22 protein-coding genes and 1 pseudogene are annotated in these 25,675 nt (G+C 59.7%); 13 read left to right on the top strand and 10 right to left on the bottom strand.

Features of this window, described 5'->3' with window-relative positions:
* The first annotated feature begins 285 nt into the window (after positions 1 to 285).
* From QRN50_RS25610 to QRN50_RS25600, 3 genes are all read left to right on the top strand, one after another.
* Positions 286 to 1,503: an aldose 1-epimerase family protein gene (locus QRN50_RS25610; protein WP_003403753.1), complete on the top strand. Its 1,218-nt coding sequence runs from the start codon at positions 286 to 288 to the stop codon at positions 1,501 to 1,503.
* A 165-nt stretch (positions 1,504 to 1,668) separates the two neighbouring features.
* The gene (locus tag QRN50_RS25605) at positions 1,669 to 2,346 is read left to right on the top strand and encodes a type 1 glutamine amidotransferase domain-containing protein (protein ID WP_024642312.1); all 678 of its coding nucleotides are present in this window, start codon (positions 1,669 to 1,671) and stop codon (positions 2,344 to 2,346) included.
* A gap of 126 nt (positions 2,347 to 2,472) precedes the next feature.
* Entirely contained in the window at positions 2,473 to 2,622 is a 150-nt protein-coding gene (locus QRN50_RS25600) for a hypothetical protein (protein ID WP_002554136.1), read from the top strand.
* 7 nt (positions 2,623 to 2,629) lie between these two features.
* Here the strand turns inward: QRN50_RS25600 and QRN50_RS25595 are convergent, their stop codons facing one another.
* From QRN50_RS25595 to QRN50_RS25585, 3 genes are all read right to left on the bottom strand, one after another.
* Positions 2,630 to 3,565 carry a LysR family transcriptional regulator gene (locus tag QRN50_RS25595; RefSeq protein WP_024642313.1) on the bottom strand — a complete coding sequence of 312 codons (936 nt, stop codon included), beginning with the start codon at positions 3,563 to 3,565 and terminating at the stop codon, positions 2,630 to 2,632.
* Between the two features lie 68 nt (positions 3,566 to 3,633).
* The gene (locus QRN50_RS25590; RefSeq protein WP_096127318.1) at positions 3,634 to 4,860 is read right to left on the bottom strand and encodes a cyanate transporter; all 1,227 of its coding nucleotides are present in this window, start codon (positions 4,858 to 4,860) and stop codon (positions 3,634 to 3,636) included.
* Positions 4,861 to 4,974: 114 nt separating this feature from the next.
* Positions 4,975 to 6,066: an MBL fold metallo-hydrolase gene (locus tag QRN50_RS25585; RefSeq protein WP_024638679.1), complete on the bottom strand. Its 1,092-nt coding sequence runs from the start codon at positions 6,064 to 6,066 to the stop codon at positions 4,975 to 4,977.
* A gap of 194 nt (positions 6,067 to 6,260) precedes the next feature.
* Here QRN50_RS25585 and QRN50_RS25580 point away from each other — a divergent pair, with 194 nt between their 5' ends.
* Positions 6,261 to 6,875, top strand: a complete 615-nt coding sequence (locus QRN50_RS25580; protein WP_096127308.1) for a TetR/AcrR family transcriptional regulator — start codon at positions 6,261 to 6,263, stop codon at positions 6,873 to 6,875.
* Between the two features lie 11 nt (positions 6,876 to 6,886).
* On the opposite strand, the gene fahA is transcribed toward QRN50_RS25580, so the two are convergent.
* Together fahA and hmgA are read right to left on the bottom strand one after the other, a co-directional pair.
* A complete protein-coding gene (gene fahA / locus QRN50_RS25575; protein WP_096127309.1) occupies positions 6,887 to 8,182 on the bottom strand; it encodes a fumarylacetoacetase in 1,296 nt (431 codons plus the stop codon).
* A complete protein-coding gene (gene hmgA, locus QRN50_RS25570) occupies positions 8,182 to 9,486 on the bottom strand; it encodes a homogentisate 1,2-dioxygenase (protein WP_096127310.1) in 1,305 nt (434 codons plus the stop codon). The genes fahA and hmgA overlap by 1 nt, the downstream gene beginning before the upstream one ends.
* 141 nt (positions 9,487 to 9,627) lie before the next feature.
* Here hmgA and QRN50_RS25565 point away from each other — a divergent pair, with 141 nt between their 5' ends.
* Entirely contained in the window at positions 9,628 to 10,419 is a 792-nt protein-coding gene (locus tag QRN50_RS25565; protein WP_096127311.1) for an IclR family transcriptional regulator, read from the top strand.
* A 1-nt stretch (position 10,420) separates the two neighbouring features.
* On the opposite strand, the gene QRN50_RS25560 is transcribed toward QRN50_RS25565, so the two are convergent.
* Entirely contained in the window at positions 10,421 to 11,995 is a 1,575-nt protein-coding gene (locus QRN50_RS25560) for a sensor domain-containing diguanylate cyclase (RefSeq protein WP_032654966.1), read from the bottom strand.
* A gap of 363 nt (positions 11,996 to 12,358) precedes the next feature.
* Between QRN50_RS25560 and QRN50_RS25555 the strand changes: the two genes are divergently transcribed.
* The gene (locus QRN50_RS25555; protein WP_032654969.1) at positions 12,359 to 14,557 is read left to right on the top strand and encodes a putative bifunctional diguanylate cyclase/phosphodiesterase; all 2,199 of its coding nucleotides are present in this window, start codon (positions 12,359 to 12,361) and stop codon (positions 14,555 to 14,557) included.
* Between the two features lie 60 nt (positions 14,558 to 14,617).
* Here the strand turns inward: QRN50_RS25555 and hppD are convergent, their stop codons facing one another.
* Together hppD and QRN50_RS25545 are read right to left on the bottom strand one after the other, a co-directional pair.
* On the bottom strand, positions 14,618 to 15,694 hold the full coding sequence (gene hppD / locus QRN50_RS25550) for a 4-hydroxyphenylpyruvate dioxygenase (protein WP_060400581.1): 1,077 nt from the start codon (positions 15,692 to 15,694) through the stop codon (positions 14,618 to 14,620).
* A gap of 142 nt (positions 15,695 to 15,836) precedes the next feature.
* Positions 15,837 to 15,989: pseudogene (locus tag QRN50_RS25545) on the bottom strand (glutathione S-transferase family protein); the annotation flags it as partial.
* Between the two features lie 140 nt (positions 15,990 to 16,129).
* Between QRN50_RS25545 and glcD the strand changes: the two are divergent.
* From glcD to QRN50_RS25525, 4 genes are read left to right on the top strand one after another with little or no spacing between them, the layout of a single operon-like run.
* Positions 16,130 to 17,629, top strand: a complete 1,500-nt coding sequence (gene glcD / locus QRN50_RS25540) for a glycolate oxidase subunit GlcD (RefSeq protein ID WP_096127312.1) — start codon at positions 16,130 to 16,132, stop codon at positions 17,627 to 17,629.
* Entirely contained in the window at positions 17,629 to 18,678 is a 1,050-nt protein-coding gene (glcE, locus tag QRN50_RS25535; RefSeq protein WP_058398934.1) for a glycolate oxidase subunit GlcE, read from the top strand. The genes glcD and glcE overlap by 1 nt, the downstream gene beginning before the upstream one ends.
* A 3-nt stretch (positions 18,679 to 18,681) precedes the next feature.
* On the top strand, positions 18,682 to 19,914 hold the full coding sequence (gene glcF, locus QRN50_RS25530) for a glycolate oxidase subunit GlcF (protein ID WP_060400580.1): 1,233 nt from the start codon (positions 18,682 to 18,684) through the stop codon (positions 19,912 to 19,914).
* Between the two features lie 34 nt (positions 19,915 to 19,948).
* Positions 19,949 to 20,356, top strand: a complete 408-nt coding sequence (locus QRN50_RS25525) for a heme-binding protein (RefSeq protein WP_003403773.1) — start codon at positions 19,949 to 19,951, stop codon at positions 20,354 to 20,356.
* A gap of 48 nt (positions 20,357 to 20,404) precedes the next feature.
* On the opposite strand, the gene QRN50_RS25520 is transcribed toward QRN50_RS25525, so the two are convergent.
* Both QRN50_RS25520 and gntR read right to left on the bottom strand, forming a co-directional pair.
* Complete coding sequence (locus QRN50_RS25520) at positions 20,405 to 21,376, bottom strand: beta-propeller fold lactonase family protein (RefSeq protein WP_096127313.1); 972 nt, start codon at positions 21,374 to 21,376, stop codon at positions 20,405 to 20,407.
* A 328-nt stretch (positions 21,377 to 21,704) separates the two neighbouring features.
* Entirely contained in the window at positions 21,705 to 22,721 is a 1,017-nt protein-coding gene (gntR, locus tag QRN50_RS25515; RefSeq protein ID WP_024661113.1) for an HTH-type transcriptional regulator GntR, read from the bottom strand.
* Between the two features lie 283 nt (positions 22,722 to 23,004).
* Between gntR and QRN50_RS25510 the strand changes: the two genes are divergently transcribed.
* The 3 genes from QRN50_RS25510 (at position 23,005) to csrA (ending at position 25,657) form a co-directional block, all read left to right on the top strand.
* Positions 23,005 to 23,493 carry a gluconokinase gene (locus QRN50_RS25510; RefSeq protein ID WP_024638672.1) on the top strand — a complete coding sequence of 163 codons (489 nt, stop codon included), beginning with the start codon at positions 23,005 to 23,007 and terminating at the stop codon, positions 23,491 to 23,493.
* 98 nt (positions 23,494 to 23,591) lie between these two features.
* Positions 23,592 to 24,944, top strand: coding sequence for a GntP family permease (locus tag QRN50_RS25505; protein ID WP_011268371.1), 1,353 nt, complete (start codon positions 23,592 to 23,594; stop codon positions 24,942 to 24,944).
* Positions 24,945 to 25,468: 524 nt separating this feature from the next.
* Entirely contained in the window at positions 25,469 to 25,657 is a 189-nt protein-coding gene (gene csrA / locus QRN50_RS25500; RefSeq protein WP_002554157.1) for a carbon storage regulator CsrA, read from the top strand.
* Positions 25,658 to 25,675 lie beyond the last annotated feature (18 nt).

Genomic DNA, 25,675 nt, shown 5'->3' with positions numbered 1-25,675 from the left:
GTTCCTCACGCTCCGCGTGGGAATGCAGTTCGTGACGCTCTGCGTCACACAGCGGTTCTGCGATTTCAGGTGGACTGGGGTTCGACTCAGGCCTCCTTTTCGACCATCAGCGAGTGATTTTGATGAGGCTAAAGTAACCTCACACTCTGTGCCGTCAGTGCCATTGTGATTGAAAAGCGCTTTGCCTGGGCTCAGCCCATTGCTGAATCGTTTAACTCGGCGTTAAATGGCCACTCAGACGATAGGCAACACCATAATTCCAATAATTACAGAAGGACCACCACCATGAAATCCCTTCCTCTGCTCGTAGGCCTCGGCGCCCTTACAGCCGCTTCCAGTGTGTTTGCCTGGGATTACGTGCTGCTCGACACCGACAAGGCTGCGCAGAATCAGCAGATCACCAGTCAGCAACTGGGCGTCAAGACCGACAAGCCGTTCACTGTCACGATGCGTACGCTGCATGGCGGTCGTCAGGAAGGCGTGAGCATCATCGATATCGACAACGGTACGATGAAGCTGTCGGTCGTCCCGACCCGCGGCATGAACGTGCTGCAGGCATCAGTCGGCGATGTGCGTATGGGCTGGGATTCGCCGGTCAAGGACGTGGTCAATCCGGCCTTCATCGAGCTCAATGGCCGCGGCGGATTGGGCTGGCTGGAAGGTTTCAACGAGCTGGTAACCCGCTGCGGCTACGAGTGGGTGGGCCATCCGGGGATGGACAACGGCGAGCTGCTGACCCTGCACGGCCGTGCCGCCAACATTCCGGCGAGCAAGGTGACACTGCAGATCGACGAAAAACCGCCGTACGCGATCCGCCTCAAGGGTGAATTGAAGGAGCAGGCATTCAAGAAGGTCGACTTCTCGGTGCAGACCGAACTGGTCACCGAGCCCGGCAGCACGAGCTTTTCGCTCAACGATACGCTGACCAACAATGGCGACTATCCGAAAGAATACCAGGCGCTGTACCACAGCAATTTCAGCACGCCGTTCCTCGAGCAAGGGGCGCGTTTCGAAGCGCCGGTCAAGCAGGTTTCGCCGTTCAACGACAAAGCCAAGGGTGATCTCGGCGACTGGCAGACCTACCGCGCGCCGACGCCGGATTACGACGAGACGGTCTACAACATCGTGCCTTACGGTGATGCCAAGGGTGACACGCTGACCGTACTGCACAACAAGGCTGGCAGCCTGGGCGTGTCGGTCGGTTTCAATACCAGGCAGTTGCCGGTGTTCTCGCTGTGGAAAAACACCGACACCAAAGGCCAGGGCTACGTCACCGGACTGGAACCGGGGACCAGCTTCTCCTATAACCGCCGCTTCCAGCGCCCGCTGAACCTGGTACCAACCATTGCCCCGAAAGAGCAACGTCAGTTCCAGATCAGCTACAGCCTGCTGGCTGACAAAGGCGCGGTCGACAAAGCCCTTGGGCAGGTCAAGAGCATTCAGGACGGTCGCGAGACCGAAGTGCGCAAAGAGCCGCTGGTGGACCTGAGCAAAGAGCAATGATCGTTATCTGACGATTTTCAACGCCGCGCTGAAACAGGGCCGGGTGTCGACGCAAGCCATTACGTCGACATCCGGCCCTGCTCGTTTCGGTGGTAAAAAATTCTCACAACACTTGAGGTTTTCGCCTGTCTACACCCTCTCAACCCTTCGAAGACGAGCATGCACATGAAAATCCTGATGGTTTTGACATCCCATGACCAACTGGGCGACACCGGCAAGAAAACAGGTTTCTGGCTCGAAGAGTTCGTCGCGCCGTATTACGCGTTCAAAGAGGCCGGTGCCGACGTTACGCTGGTTTCTCCGAAAGGCGGTCAACCACCGCTGGACCCGAAGAGCGATGAGCCCGACGCGCAGACCGAAGACACCAAGCGTTTCTCCAAAGATGCAGATGCGCAGAAAGCACTCGCTAACACCGGCCTTCTGTCTGGCGTCAATGCTGCCGATTTCGATGCCGTGTTCTACCCGGGCGGTCACGGCCCGCTGTGGGACCTGGCTGAAGACAAGCACTCCATCGCTCTGATCGAGGCATTTGCCAAGGCAGACAAGCCACACGCAATGGTCTGCCATGCACCTGGCGTATTGCGTCACGTCAAAGCAGCGGACGGCCAGCCACTGGTCAAGGGCCGCCGCGTCACAGGCTTCACCAACAGTGAAGAAGAAGCGGTCGGCCTGACCAATGTCGTACCTTTTCTGGTCGAAGACACGCTCAAGCAACTGGGCGGTGACTACTCCAAGGGCGACGACTGGGGCGTTTACGTATTGACCGATGGCAAGCTGGTGACTGGCCAGAACCCGGCCAGCTCGGCGCAGGCGGCCAAAGACCTGATCACTCTGCTGAGCTGATCGATGTGTGCGGTTCGGCGTCCGACGCGATCAGCAACGGGCAACGGACCGCGCGTCATTTAAATCGAATCTTGCACACGCCACACTGACCAATAACCACACCCCTCGACAATAAGGAATACGGTCATGGCTGATGAATCCAAACGCGAAGACCTCGATCACAAGCCGGAAAACGCCGGCAAAGTAGGCGAGAAGAACAAACAGCTCAATCAGCAGGGTGAACAGGCCCGACCTGCCACCTCTCCCGACCCGCAGAAAGACAAGTCAGGCAACTGACGCCGCGTCAGAGCAAGCCGCGCTCGGCACACACCTTCACGACTTGTTCACGCAGCCAGCCACTGGCTTCGTCTCGATCCGCCTGGGCGCTCCACAGCATGTCCAGACTGAAGCCGGGCAAGTCAGGTGGCAGTTCGAATACGCAAATCCACGGTTCATTACCCAGCAGCGTCTGAATACGGCGTGGCAGAACCAGAATGAAATCGGTGCCTTCCAGCAATTGCAAAGCCGCCCGGTAGCTGTTGGCGCGCGCGACGATGTGGCGCTCAAGCCCCTGGCGCTGCAGCCAGCCATCCACCATGTTGGTGTCGGACGTCCACGGCGTCGGGTAGACATGACGGTGCCGGATGAAGGTTTGCAGGTCGATCAGGGCGCTGCGCGGCGCGAACCGGGAGTCCATGATGCAAACCAGATCATCCTCCATCAACACCTGCGAAATCAGGCTGTCCGGGACTCGGTGAAAGCCAGGCCCGAAGCACAGGGCGAGGTCAAACAGACCGTCGTTCAATTGCTCGGCAGGCAATTGCTTCTCCAGCTTCTGCACATTGACCGTCACCGAGAAACCGGCTGCAACGAAGTCACGCAGCAAATGCGGCAATACCAGCAGCTCGAAATACTCAGGCGCGCAGACCGTGAAGGTGGTCTGTGCGCGAGTCGGGTCGAACAGATCGAGACCGTCATGACACAGGTTGACCGAGCGGAGAATCTGCTGCACATGGTCATGCATGGCCAACGCCTTGCGGGTCGGACGCATGCCGTTGCGGGTGCAGATGAACAGATCGTCCTCGAAGTTGGCACGCAGCTTTTTCAGGCAGTAACTGACCGTCGACTGGCTGACATGCAACGCTTCCGCGACCAGGGTCAGGTTGCGCTGCTCATACACCGAGACAAAGACCATGAGGTCCTGCATGTCCAGCTTTCTCAGGGCATTACTGTTAAGCATCAAGGCATCTCGCTGGCGCTATGACCGGGCGGTCAGGTCAACGCGCACAAGATAGCATCAAAATGCAATCATTCAGCCTGTCTGCCAGTGATGACAGGTTCGCCGAGTGCGTCGCGCAGATGATCAGCATAACGTCGAGGGTCGAGTCGCACCACCATCAACAGCATGATCACGACCAACGCCATCAGTGACCACCATGCACCCGCAAAGCTGCCCGTCAGGTCACGAATCACTCCGGCAAGCAGCGGCGACAGGCTGGCGATCAGATAACCCACGCCCTGCACGAATGCCGTCAGGCTGCCCGCCTGCTGTGGATCATCCAAATGATCCATGGACACGATCAGGCTCATCGGAAAAAGACCGCCAATCCCCAAGCCCAGCAGGCATGCCCACAGCAGGCCCAACTGCTGCGGCATCAAAATCAGCCCGGCAAAGCCGGTCATCATCAATATCAGCAGCACAACCAGCGCCACGCGCTTATCGCGACTGCGGTTGGCCAGCGCCGGAACCAGCAGACCCGATACGACCTCCATCAGGGTCAGAAAGCCCAGCAGTAACCCTGCACCCTGCTCACCCCAGCCGTTTTCCAGATAATAGGGCACCAGCCAGGCCAACACACAGGTATAGGACGCAGTGCCAAGACCGAAGAAAATCCCCAGCATCCAGGCCCGAGGCATGTGGAAGAAGGTCTGCCGGTGCCCTGCAGCGGTTGATGCTTCGGACTGCAACGCGTGCCGCTGGGCAAACCAGAAGCACAATGCCAGCAGGGCCAGTAGCGACCAGACCGCCAGGCCGACGCGCCAACTGCCACTGCGGCTCATTAGCAGAGGGCTGAATGAGGCGGCCAGCGCGGCCCCGCCCATAATCGCGGTCACGTACAGCCCCATGTACAAGGAGACGTCGGCCTTGAAGCGCGATTTGATTAACGCGGGCATCAGCGCCTGAATCAAGGCAATACCCAGACCCGCCAGCACAGCGCTGAAAATCAGTTCGGCAGCAGAATCGAGAAACAGACGCGCCAGGGTTGCCAGACCGATAAGCGCCAGTGAAAGCATGATGCTGCGATACGAACCCAGGTAACGAGCAATGCCCATGCCGAAAAACATGGCCAGTCCCATGGCCATGACCGGCAGCATGGTCAGCAACGACGCCGTCCCGAAACCCAGCGGGACGTCCAGCCGAATCGCCACCAGCAATGGACCGACCGCGGCCATCGACGGGCGCAGGTTCAGCGCCACCAACAGGACACTGATCATCAACCCCATATTCTGAACCGCCGAGCCACGCATCTGCATACCGTCACCATCGCTATTGATGGTCATGATTAGGCCGGGCGCCTGCTCAGGTGACAAATCAAAATCTGGGCCGTGCTATCGAAAAATCAGTTCAACCCATGCCACAGGCAGATTTCAGGCATTCTGCCGACGGCAGCTGCAGGATTCTGCACCCTCGGTCTGTGCGGTTTCAGGCTCAACCACCTCATCCACGCCCAGCCACCAGGTCAGACCGCGACACGGGTATTGCACATAGAACGGCTGGCCCATCATCGGCGTGGCGATCGAGACATTCTGCTCCCAGGCCAGGGCCAGAATGCGATCGAACGGTTCGTGCCAGGCATGCATCGACAGGTCGAAGGTGCCGTTGTGGATCGGCAGCAACCAGCGACCGCGCAGGTCCAGGTGCGCCTGCAGCGTCTGCTCGGGCTGCATGTGCACATCGGGCCACTCGACGTTGTAGGCGCCGGTTTCCATCAGGGTCAGGTCAAAAGGTCCGTATTGCTCGCCAATGGTTTTGAAACCATCGAAGTAACCGCTGTCGCCACTGAAGAAAATCCGTTGATCGCCATCGATCATCACCCAGGACGCCCACAAGGTGCGGTTGCTGTCGAGCAGCGTACGCCCCGAGAAATGCTGCGAGGGCGTGGCGACGAACTCGATGCCCGCCACCTCGGTCGACTGCCACCAGTCCAGCTGACGCACCTTGTGCGCAGGCACGCCCCACTCGATCAAGGTATCGCCCACGCCAAGCGGCGCCAGAAAGTGCTCGGTCCTGGCGGTCAACGCCTTGATGGCCATGCGATCCAGGTGATCGTAATGGTTGTGCGAAAGAATCACCGCCTTGATCGGCGGCAACTCTTCGAGGCTGATCGGCGGCTGATGAAAGCGCTGCGGGCCAGCCCACTGCACGGGCGAGGCACGCTCGGCAAACACGGGGTCGGTCAGCCAGAACTGGTCGCGCAGTTTGAGCAGAACGGTCGAATGCCCCAGGCGGTACACCGTGTTGTTCGGCGCTGCCAGCAACTGTTGACGCGACAGCGGCTGTACCGGAATGTCGCCTGCCGGGCGTGTGTCCTTGGGCTTGTTGAACACCTGATCCCAGAAAATCCCGAGCGTACGCAGCAGACTCGACGGCTTCATGGCCGCATGATTGCGGTATCGCCCTGCGTGGCGGGACAAGACAGGCAGTGAAGAAGCGTACTTTTTCTGATGTGTCGAGGCCATGATTCGCTGACTCCTGGGGGCAGGTTGAGGCTCCAGCCGTGCATTCTTCGTACGTGATCCTGTTGCAGGATGTCCGAGGGAAAATATGTAACAGTGTTTTACACTACACGGTGTAGTTTTAAGCTTGCATGATCCTTGGCGACAAGTAAACTGCTGAGTGTAATTTTCTCTAAACGCACGTTTGAAGCGAACCTATGACCGAACCCATGCGCCTTACCGATCAGAAACGCGAATCCATCGTCCAAGCGGCTATTGCCGAATTCGGCGATCGTGGCTTCGAGATCACCAGCATGGACCGGATCGCCGCACGGGCCAAGGTTTCCAAACGTACGGTCTATAACCATTTCCCCAGCAAGGAAGAACTGTTCGCCGAGATGCTGCAGCGCCTCTGGAGCTGCGCCCCGCCGCAGGCTGAGGTGGTTTTTCGCCCGCAAATCGGGCTGCGCGAGCAGTTGCGGGAATTGCTGTGGGGCAAGATGCGCAATCTGACCAACAGCCACTTTATCGACCTGGCCCGCGTGGTGGTCGGCGCCACCATTCACTCACCCGAACGGGCTCAGGTGTGGATGGCGCGTATCAATGAGCGAGAAGAAACCTTCAGTGCCTGGATTCGCGCCGCGCAGAAGGACGGCCGGCTGAAGCCGGTTGACCCGGCCTTTGCCGCGACGCAAATGCATGCATTGCTCAAGTCGTTCGCGTTCTGGCCGCAGGTGACGTTCAGTGCTGCATTGCTTACCCCCGATGAGCAGCACACGGTGGTCGAGTCGACGCTAGACATGTTTCTCGGCTGGTACGAAATAACCCGCTGACGCTGAAGCGGTCAGTCCAGCACAACGCCCCGGCACTCACCAAAGCCAATCGAGATGTGCCCTTCGCGATGACAACGGGCACGCAGAAACACCTCGTCGCCACTTTGCAGGAACATGCGCACTTCGCCATTGGGTAATGTGACCGGTTGTTTGCCGCCTGCGGTCATCTCCAGCAGGCTGCCGTACTGACCTTCCTGGGCGCCGGACAACGTACCGGTGCCGAGCAGGTCACCCGGCTGCAATTTGCAGCCGTTAACGCTGTGATGCGCAACCATCTGCGCCACTGTCCAGTACATGTTCAGCGAGTTGCTCAGACCCAGCCTGTGGGGCGCCAGGCCGTCGGCTTTCATCTGTGCAGTCCGCAATAGCACTTCCAGCTCGATATCCAGCGCCCCGCCCTGCTGATCGTGGTCATCGAGCAGATAAGACAGCGGTTGCGGATCGCCGTCCGGACGTGGCGGTTGGGCACGACGAAACGGTTCAAGCGCTTCGGCAGTCACCACCCAGGGCGAAATCGTCGTGGCAAAACTCTTGGACAGAAACGGTCCCAACGGCTGGTATTCCCATGCCTGTATGTCACGCGCCGACCAATCGTTGAGCAGGCAGAACCCGGCAATATGCTCGGCGGCCCGATCGATCCCGATGGACTCGCCCTGGGCATTCCCCGGCCCGATCCAGACCCCCAGTTCCAGTTCGTAATCCAGGCGTTGGCAGGGACCGAAAGCAGGAGCGTTCTGACCTGCCGCCAGGGTTTGTCCGCTGGGGCGCCGCACAGCCGTACCCGAGGGACACAAGGTCGACGCTCTGCCGTGATAGCCGATCGGCACGTATTTGTAGTTGGGCAGCAGCGGGTTGTCCGGGCGGAACAGCTTGCCGACATTCAGCGCGTGATGAATACCGACGTAGAAGTCCGAGTAATCACCCACCCGAGCGGGCATGTGCAACGTGCACTCACTCATCGGCAACAACAAACCGGCAACGCCCTGCAGCCTGTCGCGCTGCGGGCTGTCTTCATCGAGCAACTGCAACAAGGCGGCGCGCAATGCCTGGCGGGCAGCGGCACCCAGTGCAAGAAAATCATTGAGCTGGTCGCGGCTGGCAACCTCGGCAACATCGGCGGCCGGTGCCTGAAACACCCCGGCCTCTGTTGCTGCGCGCAGATCGAAAATCCTGTCGCCTATGGCCACTCCGCCACGCGGGCAGGTCTGGCCATGGCTGAACACGCCCAACGGCAGGTTCTGCAGCGGGAAATCGGCATGCCCGTTGGCAGATTCGACCCAGCTACGACGATTGAGCGCGGTAGTCATCAGCGTGGCTCCTGGGTGAACGTCCTGGCCATATCCTTCCAGCAGGCATCGTAATCGGTTTGCAGTTGCGGACAGTCGAGCGCGTGACGACTGGGGCGCAATACCTTGCCAGTTTCGAACATGAAGGCCATGGTGTTGTCGATCCTGTGCGGTTTCAGCTCGGCAGCAATGGCCTTTTCGGCGGTGACATTATCCGGGCCGTGCGCACTCATGCAGTTGTGCAGCGAAGCGCCACCGGGCATGAAGCCTTCGGCCTTGGCGTCGTACGCGCCGTCGATCAGGCCCATGAATTCGTTCATCAGGTTGCGGTGGAACCACGGCGGACGGAAGGTGTTTTCCGCCACCATCCAGCGCGGCGGGAAGATCACGAAATCGATATTAGCCTGGCCATGAATAGCCCCCGGTGAGGTCAGCACGGTGAAAATCGATGGGTCCGGGTGATCGTAGCTGACCGTACCGATCGTGTTGAAACGCCGCAGGTCGTACTTGTACGGAACGTTGTTGCCGTGCCAGCCCACCACGTCAAAGGGTGAGTGCTCCAGTTGCGTCGACCACAGCTCACCGAGGAACTTCTGCACCAGTTGCATCGGCTGGCGACTGTCTTCAAACCAGGCAACCGGGGTCAGAAAATCACGTGAGTTGGCCAGCCCGTTGCTGCCGATCGGGCCCAGTTCCGGGAGGCGCAAGGCGCAGCCGTGATTCTCGCAGAGGTAACCACGGGCGCTGCTGTCGAGCAGGTGCACGCTGAACTTCAAACCTCGCGGCAAGACGGCGATTTCCAGGGGCTCGATGTCCAGCAGGCCCAGTTCGGTAACGATTCTGAGCCGGCCCTGCTGGGGCACCACCAGCCATTCGCCATCCGCGCTAAAGAACGCTCGCTGCATGGAGGTGTTGGCGGTGTACAGGTAAACGCTGACACCCTCGGCCTGCTCTGCCGCCGAGGTGCTGGCGAGGGGGATGAGACCGTCAATGAAATCGGTCGGTGCCGCGGGGATATCGAAGGCATTCCAGCGCAACCGGTTGGGGTTGATCGGCCCCGGCTCCTGACCGGCCATCTGCCGATCCATGCGCTGGTAACGCGAATGGGCTGCCGATGGCTTGATCCGATACAGCCAGGTACGTCGGGCTTCGCTGCGCGCGACCGTAAAGGCGGTGCCCGAGAACTGCTCGGCGTACAGACCCAGCGGATGCTTTTGCGGCGAATTCTGGCCAACGGGCAGCGCGCCGGGCAGCGCCTCGCTGCTGAACTGGTTGCCAAAGCCCGACTGATAAACCAATGCGCCGGAACTGGAGTGGATAGCCATCTGGACCTCTTGTTGTCATGGGGTCGGGCAGAGACAGGACGAAACATTATTTTACGTAAAGCGATTACGCATAACGTAATTTGAGTTTGCCAGCCGGTCAAGCTATAAAGCTGCCTTTCCCGATCGGCGCACAGCACCCCCATGACCCAGGAAACCGAAAGCCCCGCAGGCGGACGCCAGCAGAAGGTCCAGGCCGCTGAAGTCGGGCTGGGCGTGCTCAAGGCACTTGCCGAACTCGCCCCTGCCACGTCCCTTTCGAGACTGGCCGAACACCTGGGCATGCCCGCCAGCAAGGTTCATCGTTATCTGCAGGCGCTGATTGCCAGTGGCTTTGCCGAACAGGATGCTGTCGACAATCACTACGGGCTGGGGCGCGAGGCGTTGCAGGTGGGGCTGGCCTCGCTCGGCAAGCTGGATGTCCTCAAGGTGTCGGCCCCCTGGCTGGCCAGCCTGCGCGATGAGCTGAATCAGACCTGCTTTCTGGCGGTATGGGGCAACAAGGGGCCGACCGTGGTGTATGTCGAACCCTCGATGGGTGCGGTGACGCTGGTCACGCAGATCGGCTCGGTGCTGCCGCTGCTTGGCTCGTCCACCGGTTTGGTGTTCGACAGCTTTCTGAACGGGCGCGAAACCGCTGCGCTTCGCGAGCAGGAAGTGCCGTTGCTGAGCGCCGCACAGGTGCGTGAGGTCGAGCAGCATGTCGAGCAGATTCGTACCGCCGGCGTGCACCAGATTCAGGGCTTGCTGATGCCGGGTATCAACGCAGCCTCCTCACCGCTGTTCGCCATGGGTGACAAGCTGGTGGGCGTGATCACCGTGGTCGGGCCGGGATCGGTGTTGAACGACGCGACACAGGATCTGGCGGCCACGCGGCTTTTGCAAACGGCGGTGGCGATCAGCGAGCGCATGGGCGGTAGCCGTCCGTCAGACTGAATCAGGGGGAAGCACTGGATACCCTGGCAAAATGGCTATCTGCTTGCCACCCTTGAATCGAGCGACCTTCGACGCGGTTACGCCCTTTGGTTTTGGCCAGGTAAAGAAGTCGATCCGCTTCCTTCAGCGCAGCGGTGTGCGCATCCTTCTTCTCTGCTGCGTTGATCGCCACCACGCCCGAGCTGATGCTCAGCCTGCCCAGCGGGCTGGACGAGTGCTCTATACAACTGGCTTCAATGGATGATCTGATTTTTTCCGCAAGTTTCAGCGCCCCTGCCAGGTCGGTTTCAGGCAACAGAATGACAAACTCTTCGCCGCCGTAACGTGCAGCCATATCCCCAGACCGGTCGAGGCTGTTGCCAATCAGCCCCGCCACTTGCCTCAGGCAGTCGTCACCCTGCAGATGGCCGTAGGTGTCGTTGTATTGTTTGAACCAGTCGATATCCAGCAAAATAATTGCGATGGTTGCATCATTCCGGCTAGCCCGCCCCCACTCCTGCTGCAAGGCCGTATCGAAGCAGCGTCGATTGGCCAGGTGCGTCAGGCTGTCCGTGTGAGCGATGATCTCCAGGTCGTTCCTGGCAATGTTCAGTTCCCCCTCCGCAGTGATCAACTGCTGGATTTGCCGATACAGCAGGACGCCCAGAAAAACCAGCGCCAGGATAATGATGCCGGTGATGGTCATGGAGCGCTGTGCATAGGCCCACCAGGGCGCGAACACATGCTGACTGGAGATACCGGCAGCGGCGACGATGGGCAATCCTGACACACGCCGATAGGCATAGATCCTTTCCACCCCATCCACCACGGAGTTGATCACTGCGGTGCCGCTGTCGCTGTACGGCAGATAGCGAGTGAAGATATCGCCCTTGGCCACATTGGTGGTCATCAGTGCGGTTAATGTGGGCCTACGCGCCAGCAGGTCGCCATTGTTCAGAGCGAGGAAGATCACGCCCTTGTCGTCTACATCCATGCGCTGGAAAAACGCCTGGAAATAAGTCACCGGCACCGTGGCCAGAGCAACGCCTGCAAAACTGCCATCCGCCGCATTGATACGCCGACTGACCGGGATGATCATGTCCCCCGTATTGCGGCTTTCGACAATGGAACCTACATGAATGGACGGGTCAGGGTTGTCGCGGTGATAAATGAAGTAGGCGCGGTCTTCGTTGTTTCTGGTCTGCACGCCCTTGGCAAAGGAATTGGCGACCCAGTTGCCCTGGGCATCGTAGATGAACAGCCCCTGAAGCCCTTTGACGTTTACCAGATCCTGAGCCATCAGCCTGGTCAAGCGGCGTTGCTGCTCGCCTGCGGCGCCATCCTGCTCAACACGCTCGGCAAGGTCTCGCAGCGTGTTGTCAGCCTGTTGCAGGGTGTCCTGAGCCTGTTGCTCAGCAGCAAGCACGATATTGGACACCGCAATCCTCGCGGTGGCCAAGCGCTCGAGCTTGGACTGGTTCATCTGCCAGGCGGTGGCCATGATCAACGATAGACAGACCAGGGCAATGAAGCCGATCAACGCTTTGCTGAGCGCCGAAGGTGTAAGCCTCGTCGAAATAAAGGAAAGCGGCTTCATAGGATTGTCATCAAATTGGCAGTGAAACCTTCTATGCAGTTTCCATACCTTTGCGACACTTAACCTGAACGTCTTGTTGCATCAGGTAACGCTGGCCTTAGTTGGATCGATGCCCGCCTGGCTAGTTGCTCAAGAAGTTGTTACAGGTATCCGGTTTTTTGACGATACAGCTTCTGAGCTGTCCGAAAACAGCTGCCGATACGCTACTGTGAGAGGTGCTCCAATGCCAATGTATCGAACGTTGTTTTTCCGGCGTGGCGCAGGCGCGTGTTGGCAGGGTGCTTTCAACGGTGCCGGCACAGCGGCGTTGCCCATCGATCGCTGCGTGTTTCAGGCCCGATCAGCTTATAGCGATGGCCTCAAATGAACACTTACCCGGTCGGCGATGATGACGAAGAACGTATTCGTATCTTGAATGCCTTTTCGTTGATGGATACCCCACCTGAGCACGAATACGATCAGATCGTGCAAATGGCATCGCGGATTTTCGATGTGCCCATTGTGCTGATTTCTCTGGTTCATCGCGACCGGCAATTCTTCAAGGCACGCGTTGGCCTCGATGTCTGCGAAACGGGCCGCGACGTCTCATTCTGCAATTTCGCGCTCATGGGCCGTAACGTTTTTCTGGTACCGGATGCCTTGCAGGATGAGAGGTTCAGCTCAAACGCTCTGGTGGTCGGCGCTCCCTATATTCGCTTTTATGCCGGGGCGCCGCTGATAACCGCCAGCGGTCATGTGCTGGGCAGCTTGTGCCTGATCGACAATAAACCCAGGGAGACTTTCTCGGAGCGAGATCAGCGGGTTCTTCAGGACCTGGCAGTCATGGTCATCGAAAGAATGGAGTTGCGTCGGCTCGAACTGGAGAATGAAGACAGCCACACCCGCTTCATGAATATCACCTCGACTTCACCCGACGCGATCATCTGCTCGGACAGCAAAAACCGGATCATCTCATGGAACAATTCGGCCGAGCTCATTTTCGGGCATCGATCCGAGGACGCCATGGGAAAGCCTCTCGACATCATTATTCCGCCCGAAATGCGCTCCAGGCACCATGCCGGTCTGTCGAGGGTGGCTGCAGGCGGTCCGGCCTCCATCATCGGAAAATCCATCAACCTGACGGCCATCCATCGCGACGGTCATACCATCCCCATCGAGCTCTCGCTCTCACAATGGACGTCTGCCGGCGAGCCACAATTCGGAGCGATCATTCGTGACATCACCCAGCGTGTCGAGGCGGACAAATTACTCAAGCATGCGGCCGAATACGATCACCTGACCGGGCTTGCCAATCGATCGACGCTCAAGAGGCGGATCAAGGAGGCGTGCGATGCTCAGCTTTCAGCAGCCATCCTGCTGATCGATCTGGACGGTTTCAAGGACGTCAACGACACGTTGGGCCACGCTGCGGGTGATTTTGTGCTCAAGGTGACCTCTCACCGTCTTCGCGAACACGTACCGGCCTGCCATATGGTCTCGCGTCTGGGCGGCGATGAATTTGTCGTGTTCCTGTCCGAAACGGCAGACCCCGACAAGGCGATCAAGCTGGGCCTGGAGCTCATCGCGGTCATCGAGGAGCCGATAGAATTTGAAGACAATTCAATCTATATCGGCGCCAGCATCGGCGTCTCCGTAAGGTGTGGCTCCGACTACGATGAGGAGCAAATGCTCGGCAATGCGGATCTGGCGCTCTACCAGGCCAAGTCTGACGGCCGCTCCCTGGTACGCACCTTCACCTCCGAGCATCGACAGACCGCGTCAAGAAGAGGCGCGCTCAGCTCATCGATGCGTCAGGCGTGGGCCAACAAAGAGTTCGAGCTGTACTACCAACCTCAGGTACGACTTGCGGATGGTCGTATCACCGGAGCCGAAGCCCTTATACGCTGGAACCATCCGACACTGGGTGTCGTGTCCCCTGCGGTTTTTCTACCGGCACTGGAAGCCGGTCTTCTTGCGGTGCCGGTGGGCGAATGGATACTGCGTTCAGCCTGTGAGCAGGCAGCGCAATGGCGAAATACCGGCTGCGAGGAATTCCGCATCGGCGTCAACCTGTTCGCCGCGCAGTTTCGCATGCGGGACTTTGCCGAAATGGTTGAAAGCGCGCTTGAAGATTTTTCCTTGCCGGCACACTCACTCGAACTGGAGATCACGGAAAACATCATCCTGCGAAACGAACAACGCATTATGGAACCGCTGCGCCACCTTCGCTCATTGGGTGTGGGCATCGCATTCGATGATTTCGGTACCGGCTATGCGTCCCTGAGCCTGCTGAAAGACTATCCGGTGACACGACTGAAGATCGACCGCTCATTCGTGAGTGGCGTGGAGCGCAGCAAAAAAGACGAAGTCATCGTCGAGGCCGTCGTCAGGCTGGCAAACGGCTTCAATCTTCAGGTCACGGCAGAAGGCATAGAAACCCGTGAGCAGGAAAGTCTGATGCGCCATTATGTGTGCGACGAAGGCCAGGGCTATCTGTATGGTCGCCCCATGCCGGCGCATGAATTCACCAAGCGTTATATCTCTTCTCACAATTGGCACGCTGACGTGCTCAAGCACAACTGACTCAGAACGAGCCTGGGCAGGCTCGTCTGATCGCGCAATATGGACGCCTCTGGTGATCACTCAGTCCGGCGTCAGTACACCACGCTGGATCTGGTCGCGTTCGATGGATTCGAACAGTGCCTTGAAGTTGCCCTCGCCAAACCCGTCATCGCCCTTGCGCTGAATGAATTCGAAAAATACAGGGCCCATCAGCGTTGCGGAGAATATCTGCAACAGCAAACGACGCTCGCCGCCTTCGGAAGAACCATCGAGCAGAATCCCGCGTGACTTGAGCTCGGCCTCCGGCTCACCGTGGTCGGGCAGGCGGCCTTGCAGCATCTCGTAGTAGGTATCCGGCGGCGCAGTCATGAAGCGCATGCCGGTGGCTTTCAGCGCGTCCCAGGTCTTGATCAGGTCATCGGTAAAAAAGGCTACATGCTGAATGCCTTCGCCATTGAACTGCATCAGGAACTCTTCGATCTGCCCCGCGCCCTTGGACGACTCTTCGTTGAGCGGAATGCGGATCATGCCGTCCGGGGCGGTCATGGCTTTGGAGGTCAGGCCGGTGTATTCGCCCTTGATGTCGAAGTAACGCAGCTCGCGGAAATTGAACAGCTTTTCATAGAAACCGGCCCAATACGCCATGCGCCCGCGGTACACGTTGTGGGTCAGGTGGTCGATGAATTTCAGACCGGCACCGACCGGGTGGCGCTCAACGCCCTCGATGAAGTTGAAATCGATGTCGTAGATCGACGTGCCCTCGCCGAAGCGATCGATCAGGTAAAGCGGCGCGCCACCGATGCCCTTGATTGCGGGCAGGCGCAACTCCATGGGCCCGGTAGCGATTTCCAGCGGTTGGGCGCCCAGTTCAAGCGCCCGGCTATAGGCCTTCTGCGCATCTTTCACGCGGAACGCCATGCCGCACACCGAAGGACCATGCTCGGCGGCAAAGTACGATGCCAGGCTGTGCGGCTCGTTGTTGAGAATCAGGTTGATCGCGCCCTGACGATACAGGGACACGTCCTTGGAGCGGTGGGTCGCGACTTTGGTGAAGCCCATCATCTGAAACACGGGCTCAAGGCTATTGGGCGTCGGTGATGCGAATTCGATGAATTCAAAGCCCATCAGGCCCATTGGATTTTCGTAAAGATCAGCCATGACTGGCTCCTTGCAGGAAAGTGAGAGTGAGTAACCCTGGCAATCACTGTCCTGCGGGCGGCGCACACGGAATCCCTCGCACGCTGCGTGCGAGAAAATCACCGAATATCAGTTGCAGACCAAGAATCTTCATGAGGGCAGCCTACTCCGGCTTGTCCGATTGTGCATCAGGGTGTGCCTGGTAAAAGACCGAGGGCTGCCGGGCCAGATGCTCGACCCGCTGAATACGCACGAATGCAGTCAGGTCAACGCGGTAACGATGCGCTGCGTACAACAGGGGTAGCAGGTGAATATCGCATGGATGCAGTGTTTTTATTTTCGTAACCCTATTACGTAATGCGTAAATTGCGTGATCGGACCCTCGCTGTCAACTCAAGCCTCGCAGCGAATGAGCTAGGATGCATTAACCCGACAAAAATAACCCAGGGTGGCTTGATGAACATTCTGTACGACGAACGCATCGACGGCGTGCTGCCTGCCGTCGACAAGCAGCAACTGTTGCAGGCGCTGCAACAGCGGTTGCCCGACCTGGACATCCTGCATCGCCCCGAAGAGCTGCGGCCTTATGAGTGCGACGGGTTGTCGGCCTATCGCACCACACCGATGCTGGTGGCGTTGCCGCGTCATGTGGAAGAAGTCCAGACGCTGCTCAGGCTGTGCCACGCACGGCGCGTACCGGTGGTCGCTCGTGGGGCGGGCACCGGGCTGTCGGGTGGCGCGCTGCCGCTGGAAAAAGGCGTGCTGCTGGTCATGGCGCGCTTCAATCAGATCCTCGGGATCGACCCTTCGGCGCGCCTGGCGCGGGTTCAGCCCGGCGTGCGCAACCTGGCCATTTCCCAGGCGGCAGCGCCCCACGGCCTGTATTACGCGCCAGACCCGTCCTCGCAAATCGCCTGCTCCATCGGCGGCAATGTGGCGGAAAATGCCGGCGGCGTGCACTGCCTCAAGTACGGGCTGACCGTGCATAACCTGCTCAAGGTCGAGATCCTGACGGTGGAAGGCGAGCCCATGACGCTGGGCAGCGACACGCTGGACTCGCCGGGCTTCGACCTGCTGGCACTGTTCACCGGCTCCGAAGGCATGCTCGGCGTCATTACCGAAGTCACCGTCAAGCTGTTGCCCAGACCGCAAGTGGCCAAAGTACTGCTGGCAGCGTTCGATTCCGTGGAAAAGGCCGGACGTGCAGTGGCCGATATCATTGCGGCGGGCATCATCCCCGGCGGGCTGGAGATGATGGACAATCTGGCGATTCGTGCCGCCGAGGATTTCATTCACGCAGGCTACCCGGTCGATGCCGAAGCCATCCTGCTCTGCGAACTGGACGGCGTCGAAGCCGATGTGCACGCTGACTGCGAACGGGTCAGCGAGGTCTTGACACTGGCGGGCGCCACCGACGTGCGCCAGGCGAAAGACGAGGCCGAACGGGTCCGCTTCTGGGCCGGGCGCAAAAACGCTTTCCCGGCCGTGGGTCGCCTGTCGCCGGATTACTACTGCATGGACGGGACCATCCCGCGCCGTGAGCTGCCGGGCGTATTGCGCAGCATCAGGGAGTTATCCGGGCAATACGGCTTGCGTGTCGCCAACGTGTTTCATGCCGGTGACGGCAACATGCACCCGCTGATCCTGTTCGACGCCAATCAACCGGGTGAGCTGGAGCGCGCCGAGGCACTGGGCGGCAAAATCCTCGAGCTGTGCGTCAAGGTCGGCGGCAGCATCACTGGCGAACACGGTGTCGGTCGCGAGAAGATCAATCAGATGTGCGCCCAGTTCAATAGCGACGAACTGACCTTCTTCCATGCCATCAAGGCGGCATTCGACGCCAGCGGCCTGCTCAACCCTGGCAAGAACATCCCGACCCTGCACCGTTGCGCGGAATTTGGTGCCATGCACATCCACGCCGGGCAATTGCCGTTCCCCGACCTGGAGCGCTTCTGATGAGCACGATGGACAACGATGTCAGCCAGGCACTGCTCGAGCGGGTCGAACAGGCGCTGCGCGACAACACGCCGTTACGTCTTCAGGGCGGCAACAGCAAGGCTTCTCTCGGTCGTGAAACCGCTGGCGAAGTACTCGATACGCGCGAGCACCGTGGCATCGTCACTTATGACCCGACAGAGCTGGTGATTACTGCGCGCGCCGGCACGCCATTGAGCGAGCTGATGCAGACACTGGACGCCGCAGGCCAGATGCTGCCTTGCGAACCGCCAGACTTTGGCGCTGCGACGCTCGGCGGTATGGTCGCTGCGGGGCTTTCGGGACCGCGCCGCCCGTGGAGCGGGGCGGTGCGTGATTTCGTGCTGGGCACACGGGTCATCACCGGTCTTGGCAAGCACCTGCGTTTCGGCGGAGAAGTCATGAAGAACGTCGCAGGCTACGACGTTTCGCGCCTGATGGCAGGCAGTTTCGGCTGCCTGGGGCTGCTGACCGAGGTGTCGCTCAAAGTGCTGCCAAAACCACGTCTGTGCAGCAGTATCGCGCTGGAAATGGACAGCACGCTGGCCCTGGCGCGCCTTGCCGAGTGGGGTCAGCAACCGATACCGATCAGCGCAGCCAGCCACGATGGCCACGTACTACGCCTGCGCCTGGAAGGTGGTGAAGGTTCAGTGGCAGCAGCCCGGGACCGGCTCGGCGGCGAGCTGCTCGATGCCGCCTACTGGCAGCAGTTGAATGCGCATCGCCTGCCCTTCTTCGATGACCCGCGGCCCCTGTGGCGGCTCTGTGTGCCTGCCGACAGCCGCCTGCCGGGCGAGCAATTGATCGACTGGGGTGGCGCGCAACGCTGGCTCAAGTCGGACGCGGACGGACAAACCATTAGAGCGATCACCATGGCGGTTGACGGCCATGCGACCTGCTACAGCCAGGGCGTCGTCGACAGCCCCTTCGAGCCGTTGGCCGCACCTGTGCTGCGCTACCATCAGGCACTCAAGACCCGACTCGACCCTCAGGGGATTTTCAACCCCGGCCGACTGTACGCGGAGCTTTGAAACATGCAGACCACATTAAGTGAACACGCCAGAACCCTGCCGCGTGCCGAAGAAGCCGAACGTATCCTGCGCAGTTGTGTGCATTGCGGTTTCTGCAACGCCACCTGTCCGACCTATCAATTGCTGGGGGATGAGCTGGACGGTCCACGCGGCAGGATCTACCTGATCAAGCAGGTGCTAGAAGGTCAGCCGGTCACCGAGAAAACCCGTCTGCATCTGGACCGCTGCCTGAGCTGTCGCAACTGCGAAACCACCTGCCCGTCCGGCGTGGATTACCACAACCTGCTGGACATCGGCCGCGCGGCGGTTGAAGACCTGGTCCCGCGGCCACTCGCCCAACGCATGCTGCGTGAAGGCTTGCGTCGGGTCATCCCCCACCCCGGACTGTTCAGATCCCTGACCGGCATGGGCCTGAAGTTCAGGCCATTGCTGCCACAGCCCCTGGCCAGCAAGCTGCCGGCAACGGTACACCCTGCCGGCCTTCGCCCGCACACCGGTCATGCGCGCCAGGTGCTGCTGCTGGAAGGTTGCGTTCAGCCGGGCCTGTCGCCCAACACCAACAGCGCCACGGCGCGGGTGCTGGATCGTCTGGGCATCGGCATTACGGCGGTCAGCCAGGCGGGTTGCTGCGGCGCCGTGGATTATCACCTCAACGCACAGCAGGCCGGGCTGGACCGGGCGCGGCGCAACATCGATGCGTGGTGGCCTGCGCTACAGGGCGGTGCTGAAAGCCTGATCCAGACGGCCAGTGGCTGCGGAGCCTTCGTCAAGGACTACGGCCACCTGCTGCGCCATGATCCAGGCTACGCCGACAAGGCCGAGCAGATCAGCGCGCGAACAAAGGATCTGGTCGAACTGCTGCGCGACGAGCCCCTGGAAACCCTCGGCATAAAGGCCGAGACGCGCCTGGCGTTTCACTGCCCGTGTACGCTGCAACACGCGCAAAAACTCGGCGGCGAAGTCGAGCGCGTCCTGACTCGTCTAGGCTTCAATCTGACCACAGTGGCGGACGGTCATTTATGCTGCGGCTCTGCAGGCACCTACTCCATCACCCAGCCTGCCATCGCCCGCCAGTTGCGCGACAACCGCATGAATGCGCTGGAGAGCGGCAAGCCGCAGGTCATCGCCACCGCCAATATCGGCTGCCAGACCCATCTGGCCAGCGCCGGCCGAACGCCCGTGCGGCACTGGATCGAACTGATCGACGCGGCACTTGGCACGCCTGAATCACACTGAACCCTATTCAATAATCACTGCTCCGGAGAACCCCATGAAGATCAAAGCCGTCCTGACCCAGACCGAAGTCAGCCTGATGCTCGGCGCCGCACGTGAAGAGGCGCAGGCCAATGGCTGGGCCGTGTCCATCGCCGTCGTTGATGACGGCGGCCATTTGCTGGCATTCGAGAGACTGGACGACGCCGCCGCCATCAGCAGCTACATCGCGATTGAAAAGGCGCGCACCTCGGCACTCGGCAAACGTGAATCCAAGGGGTACGAAGAGATGGTCAATGGCGGGCGCACTGCATTCCTGAGTGCTCCGCTGCTGACGTCGCTGGAAGGCGGTGTGCCGGTCATCGTCGACGGCCAGGTCATCGGTGCGCTGGGGGTTTCAGGCGTGAAGGCCGAACAGGATGCTCAGATCGCCAGGGCCGGTGTCGCAGCGCTTGACGCCGACTGACCGGTCGACCCGGCTGGTACCACGCAAGCCAGGCCACTGCTGGAGTCTTTATAGCCGGTAGATCGAAATCCAGCTCATGTCCGGATGGGTGGAGTAGATATACGTGCCGGTCTTGTTGAGGACCGCGCCACCTACTGACGGAAAGTAAGCGATGCAGGTGGCGATCCCCTTCACCGTGTCGATCCGGTAGACATCGTAATTACAGGTATAGATCGCGTACACATAGCGGTCATCCGGCGTCACTCCGATGACTTTCACCGGGTAGCCCTGCGTGCCGATCCTTTCCCGATAGAAGGTTTTATTGGTCGCGGCATCGATGATGTAAACCTCGTCGATGCCGCCGACATACAGCCAGGCGCCATCGGAACTGAAGGCCATCGAACGCGGGTCGGAAAACCCGGGGATGTCATGTTGCAGGTAATCGACCTTGCTGATCGCAAGAACATCGGTAGGCGCGGTCCGGTCAACCAGCATGGTCGCGTAAAACCTGTCGTTCAACGGGCTGATCCCGAGGGCCAGCGACGCGTTGGTCAGGGCGCCCAGATCGAACTCGTTTTCGACCGTGTAATTCTCGGTCTCGATCAGGCGAATCAGCCCGCCGAGCGCGTTCTGAAAGGAAAGGCAGATAAAACGGCCATCGGCACTGCACAGGATCCTGTTGACGTTGGCTGCCGGAAGTATCCTGATCACTTCGCGCATGCGCGTATCGACCACGTAGCACCTTTTCTGGCCGATGGTGTAAAGCCTCTTGCCATCGGGACTCAGGGTAATCGCGCCCGCCCCTGCCCGCTTGATGGCCCCCGTCACGCTGGCGCTGGCGATGTCGACCACACTGACTTCCCGGCCGCTTTCATGAGCGACATACAACGTGGTTTCATCGGGGCTGATAGCGATCTCTGCGGGTACAAAGCCCAGCGGGATAATGCCGGTCAACCACGCGATGTCCAGGGGGACACCTGAACCGACGGGGTCGACGATATGCGTCAAGGCTCTAACGTTCTGAGATGCTTTTTTTTGCATTTCTCTCACCTTTCAATAGGTCTTGTAAGACCGCCAGAACGGGGAATAGATAAGAAGATATATCCCCGTCATCCAACGATGCGGCCAAGACACTTATGCCGCTCCGAGCCAAAAACGTAAGGTCATTGAATACTCAACACGGGGGGATGGGTACTGTCAGAAATAACAGTCGAAATGGGCCGCAACCGCTCGAATGAGGGTATCCCCGACAGTGCAGGACAGCACGGTCGGGCACTCCAGCCCGGAGGCATCGAGCCCGCAGAGCGCCCTTACCATTGGTCAGCGCAATGAACCGGGGAAGCTCGCCAGGGTTAGCCGGGGAAAAGACTCAAGAGCTTTCCCGCACCACCAGCTCAAACCCGAGATCCACCTGCGGATGCTGGGAGACCCCGTCAAGCAGGCCCAGCAATACCTGAGCCGCACGCTGCCCGACTGCTTCCCTGGGCGTGCGTATCGAGGTCAGGCGCGGCACCATGTGCGCGGACCCCGGCAGGTCGTTGAAACCCACCAGAGAGACCCGTTCGGGAATCGCGACGCCCAGGCGCAAGGCCTCAAGTGCAGCGCCCTGCGCCAGGTCGTCGTTACAGAAGAACACCCCGTCGACATCCGGATGCTGGTCAAGCAGACGCGCGAACAACTCCCCGCCCAGACCGATCGAGGAGGCCTGGCGGGTCGAGACCTGCAGCGCCGGGTCGAACAGCCCCGCGCTTTCCAGCACTCGACGGAACCCTTCGCCACGTTGCAGTACCCGAGGGTCGAGCTGGGCGGCCATGTACGCCAGCCGACGGCGGCCACGCCCGAGCAGGTGATGCGCGGCTTCAGCGCCGGCCTGTTGTTGCGAGAATCCGACGCAATAAGCGCCCAGGCGGGTGTCGAGTTCCATCATGTGCACGCAGGGTATACCACTGGTTTCAAGCATCTGGCGGGACGCTGCCGTGTGGTCGAAACCGGTCAGCAGAATACCGCGCGGGCGATTGACCAGATGGTTGCGCAGCAGCTTCTCTTCCTCTTCGGGCGAGTAATGGTAGTTGCCGATCAGCACGTCCAGGCCACGCACGCGCAACACGTCCTGAATGGCTTCCAGCGTCTCGATGAACAGCTGGTTGGAAAGCGATGGCACCAGCACCACGACGGTCTGACTGCAGGAAGAAGCCAGCGCCCTGGCTGCCGGGTTGGCTACATAACCCATGCTCTGCGCCGCAGCGCGGACCTTTTCGACGAGTTCAGGCGCTACGGTGCTGATCCCGCGCAACGCACGCGAAGCGGTGATCGGAGAGACGCCAGCCAGCTTCGCCACCTCATTGAGCGTGGGCCGGCCGGTCGAGCGGGAACCAATGCGTATCATGCGTTGCCAACTAACATAGGGGTTGCCAAATGTGTCGAATGCCCCATAAGGTAGCGCTGTCTCATGGAACGTGACAATGCTTTATCGCTGGTTTCACAGGGGTTGCCCGGTTCGGGTCCCGCGGAGAACAGCCTCCCATGCTTATTGATGAGCCCAAAACAACGACAAATAACTGGAACAGCCCGGGCTGAGACTCATGTCCACCCGCAAGAAGACAGCGCTGTCTCCAGATGAGGTGCCTACTGTGACAACTGCGAATACTGCTATTTCCGCCCTTGTGGTGATGGGTGTGTCTGGCTGCGGCAAGAGCGCCGTGGGTGCCGAGATCGCGCTGAACAGCGGCGGCCGCCTGATCGAAGGCGATGCGTTCCATCCACCGGCCAACATCGAAAAGATGAGCGCCGGAACCCCCCTCAACGACGAAGACCGTGCCGGCTGGCTGACCCGCCTGGGCGAAGAGATGGCTGCCGCCCTCGCCAAGGGTGAACACCCGGTCCTGACCTGCTCCTCGCTCAAGCTCATCTATCGCCAGCGCCTGCGTGATGCGGTGCCTGGCCTGGGTTTTGTATTTCTGGAACTCAGCAAGGAACTCGCCGCCGAACGTTGCTCGCACCGGCCTGGGCACTTCATGCCCGCCAGCCTGGTGGACAGCCAGTTCGCGACCCTCGAACCGCCTTATGGCGAACCGCTGACATTGATCGTGGACGCCTCCCAGCCTATCGATGTCATCGGCAAACAAGCCGCAGCATGGTGGAAAGGCTCTCACGCCTGACACAGGCATGAGTGCAAAAGACAGCGCTGTCTTGCGCACACACGATTGAAGTCGGCGCTGTTAACAGTTCCTTAAAACAATAAACCGGAGAGACACCCATGTTCGGTATGACCCATGAGACGTTCCTGCTCGTCGATGCGTTGGTGACCATCGTCGGCCTGGTGCTGCTGATCACCACCTTCAAGGTGCACCCTTTCGTCGCGTTGACCCTGGCGGCAGGCTTTCTTGGCCTGACCTCGGGAATGCCGGTGGAAAAAGTCATGAAATCCTTCCAGGACGGCTTCGGCGGCGTACTGGGCTTCGTTGGTATCATCCTCGGCCTGGGCACCATGCTCGGCAAGCTGATGGCCGACTCGGGCGGCGCGGACCAGATTGCGCAAACGCTGATACGCACCTTCGGCAAACAGAAAGTGCACTGGGCAATGATGTTCTCTGCCTTTCTGGTGGGCATCCCGCTGTTCTTCGAGATCGGTTTTGTCCTGCTGATCCCGCTGGTGTTCATCGTCGCGCGGCGCACCGGCGTGCCCATCGTCAAGATCGGCATTCCGCTGCTGGCAGGCCTGTCGGCCGTACACGGTCTGGTTCCTCCGCATCCAGGTCCGTTGCTGGCCATCGGCATCTTCGGGGCTGACATCGGCAAAACCATTTTCTACGGACTGATCGTTGCGCTGCCGACGGCCATCATCGCTGGCCCGATCTTCGGTAACTGGATTTCCAAAAGCATCCCCGGCACACCGTCCAAGGAACTGATGGATCAGATCGCCAAGGAGTCGAGCACTGAAAACCTGCCAGGCTTCGGCATCACGCTGGTGACCATCCTGCTGCCGGTCTTCCTGATGCTGCTCAAGACCTTTGCCGACGTGGTGTTGCCGGAAAACAACATGTTCCGCATCTGGATGGACCTGATCGGTCACCCGATCACCGCCCTGCTTGCCGCGCTGTTGCTGGCGTTCTACACCTTTGGTGCCGCGCGTGGTTTCGACCGCAGCAAGATCATGAAGCTGCTGGACCAGAGTCTGGCCCCGGTGGCGGCAATCGTGCTGATTGTCGGCGCAGGCGGTGGCTTCAAGCAGATGCTGGTCGCCAGTGGCGTAGGTGACGTGATCGGGCACATGGCCGTGCAGGCGCAGATCAACCCGATCATGCTGGCCTGGCTGGTTGCGGCGGTCATCCGCGTCGCAACAGGTTCGGCGACGGTGGCAACCATTACCGGTGCTGGCATCGTAGCGCCGGTGGTCGGCCTGATTCCAGGGGTCAATCGCGAGCTGCTGGTGCTGGCAACCGGCGCCGGCTCGTTGATCCTGTCGCACGTCAATGACGCCGGGTTCTGGCTGGTGAAGCAGTACTTCAACATGACCGTTGCCGAGACCTTCAAGACCTGGACGGTGATGGAGACCATCCTCTCGGTCGTCGGCCTGATCTTCATCATGCTGTTGTCAATGGCGGTGTAAACCCCGGCCAAGCCTTCGCGGGAGCTGAAGCCCGCGAAGGCCTGGCCCCGCCTCACACCTGTGCATCACCCCACTCCAGTCCCCCCGCAATACCCCGCATCAGCGTGGACACGAAGGTGATCCGCAGTCCCTTCCTACACACTCGCTCACCACTTTCATTTGAATTTTCAGAAAGCACGGGCAATCTGGTGCAGTCATGCCTACGCTTGTACTCATATCGAAATGGCTTGAGCAGCGCCGTCGACCGAGAGGATGACGACCTGAAACGGTGCAGCGGTTCACGTTACTTTTTATATGACGCCAGTAAATACGGGCATTTTCACGTCGAAACGGGCAGAATTGGCGCACTCGTCGTATCCGGGATGCAAATCTCGATGACAAGAAAATGAACCGAGGGAATTTAATTCACCTGTGCGACGTCATAAGACGGATGCATTTGGATGCACTCGGCAACAATCACCACGCAAAGGCAAACGCCAGCCTCTTGAGAGAGGCGTTTTCAAGAGGCCATCAAGGAAAAGATTATGTTGATACTCACTCGCAAAGTAGGCGAAAGCATAAACATCGGTGACGAGATCACCGTCACGATTCTTGGCGTTCAAGGGCTTCAAGTCCGCCTGGGCATCAATGCACCCAAAAATGTTTCAGTGCATCGTGAAGAAATCTACAAACGTATCCAGGCAGAACTGGCTCCCAACCAGGACCCACAATAATTCTCGCACTCCCCCTTA

It is taken from the genome of Pseudomonas sp. MEJ108, from assembly GCF_030208985.1.
Classification (GTDB): domain Bacteria; phylum Pseudomonadota; class Gammaproteobacteria; order Pseudomonadales; family Pseudomonadaceae; genus Aquipseudomonas; species Aquipseudomonas fragariae.
The sequence above is the reverse complement of the archived record's forward strand: the minus strand, read 5'-3'. Positions and strand labels throughout refer to the sequence as shown.